General features: G+C 78.3%; 2 protein-coding genes and 1 pseudogene. 2 read left to right on the top strand and 1 reads right to left on the bottom strand.

The genetic code is table 11. The annotated features are described in order from the left end of the window. Together AB0J52_RS40130 and AB0J52_RS40125 are read left to right on the top strand one after the other, a co-directional pair. Positions 1-359, top strand: a 359-nt coding sequence (locus AB0J52_RS40130; RefSeq protein ID WP_500188424.1) for a DUF8746 domain-containing protein, incomplete at its 5' end; no start/stop codon positions are given. Beyond that, the gene (locus tag AB0J52_RS40125) at positions 359-1,018 is read left to right on the top strand and encodes a hypothetical protein (RefSeq protein ID WP_500188422.1); all 660 of its coding nucleotides are present in this window, start codon (positions 359-361) and stop codon (positions 1,016-1,018) included. The genes AB0J52_RS40130 and AB0J52_RS40125, both read left to right, overlap by 1 nt. Before the next feature lie 128 nt (positions 1,019-1,146). On the opposite strand, the pseudogene AB0J52_RS40120 reads toward AB0J52_RS40125, so the two are convergent. After that, a pseudogene (locus AB0J52_RS40120) lies at positions 1,147-1,512 on the bottom strand (streptomycin biosynthesis protein); the annotation flags it as partial.

Below are 1,512 nucleotides of genomic sequence, written 5' to 3'. Positions count from 1 at the left end.
CGGTGCTCGTCACCGGCCGCCGGATCGACGAGCTGGACGGCGTCGCCGAGCGGTTCCTGGTCCTCAGCCGGGGCCGGCTGGTCGCCGACGGCAGCGCCGACGACCTGGTGCGGACGGACGCGGCGACGCCGGTGCTGGTGCGCTGCGACGACCCGGGCTACCTCGCCCGGCGGCTGACTGAGTCCGGCGCGGGCGTGCGGTTCGCGGGCCGCGACGCGCTGCTGGTGACCGGGCTGCGCGGCGCGGAGATCCACCGGCTGACGGTGCGCTGCGCCGTCCGGCTGCACGAGCTGACCCCGCAGCACACCACGCTCGCGCAGGCCTACCGCGACCTGGTCGCGTCGCCGGGGGCCCGGTGATGCGCGGGACGGCGCGCGCGGCCCGCCCGTTCCTGTACGCGGTCTGGTCGGAGGCCACGAAACTGCCCGCGCTCCCCGCCACCCGGCGCGTGCTGGCGGCGGCGACGCTGCTGGCGGTGGTCCTGCGGGTGCGGCAGCCCGCCGAGGCCGGCGCGCCCGACAACGGCGGCTACGTCCTGCTTCAGGTGCTGGCGGCGGCGCTCGGCGCGCTCAGCGTCACCTCCGAGTACGCGTCCGGCATGATGCGGCTCAGCCTGGTGGCGGTGCCGGGGCGGGGACGGCTGCTGGGCGCCAAGGCGGTGGTCTGCGCGGCGGCCGGTTTCCTGGTCGGGGCCGTGTCCGGTCCGGCGGGCGGGCTCTACCTGGCCCTCGCCGGGCTGGCCGGGGTCGCGACCGGGTTCCTGGTGCGCACCGCGGCGGCGTCCTGGGCTCTGCTGGCCGGGGCGGCGGCGGGTGACTCGCTGCTGGTGCGGCTGCTTCCCGACCGGACGGCGCGGGCCGCCGCGCGGTACTCGCCGACCGCGGCGGGAGACCGGTTGCTGGGCGGACGGCACGTGCCGCATGCGCTGTCCCCGTGGGCCGGGGCGGGGATCCTCGCCACGGTGGCGGCCGTCGCGCTGGTGAGCGCGTTCATCGTGGCTCTGCACCGGGAGCACTGAATGGGCGGCGGCCGATCGGCCGACGGTGAAGCCGCCGGCGGTGGAGCGTCCGGCGGCGGGGTGCCCGGGCCCGGAGCAGTCGGGCCCGGAGCGAGCGGGCCCGTTCAGGCGGACCCGGCGGGGGACGGTCAGCCGACGCCGACGACCCGGCCCTCGATCCGCGTCGCCACGTCCGCCCACAGCTCCGCGCAGTCGCGGGCGAGCTGGGCGACGAGGCCGACGCGGTGCGGCGGGACGTTGTTGATGATCTCGTCCCAGTCCTGCTGCTTCAGCGTGTGCACGTTGAGCAGCATCAGCAGGTTGCGCCCGGTCTCGGTGAGCCGCAGCGCGGGGTCGCCGCGCAGCCGCTCCACCACCGCCGCCCGTTCCGACGGCAGGGTCCGCCGCTCGGCGGCGCGCCGGGCCGCGGGCGCGCGGCGGCGGGCCGCCAGGCTGACGGTGCGGTCCCGGACGGGGCGCGGACCGGGCACCGGGTCGTCGCCCTGGTTCAGCCG

Source organism: Spirillospora sp. NPDC049652 (assembly GCF_040675125.1).
Classification (GTDB): Bacteria; Actinomycetota; Actinomycetes; order Streptosporangiales; family Streptosporangiaceae; genus Spirillospora.
The sequence above is the reverse complement of the archived record's forward strand: the minus strand, read 5'-3'. Positions and strand labels throughout refer to the sequence as shown.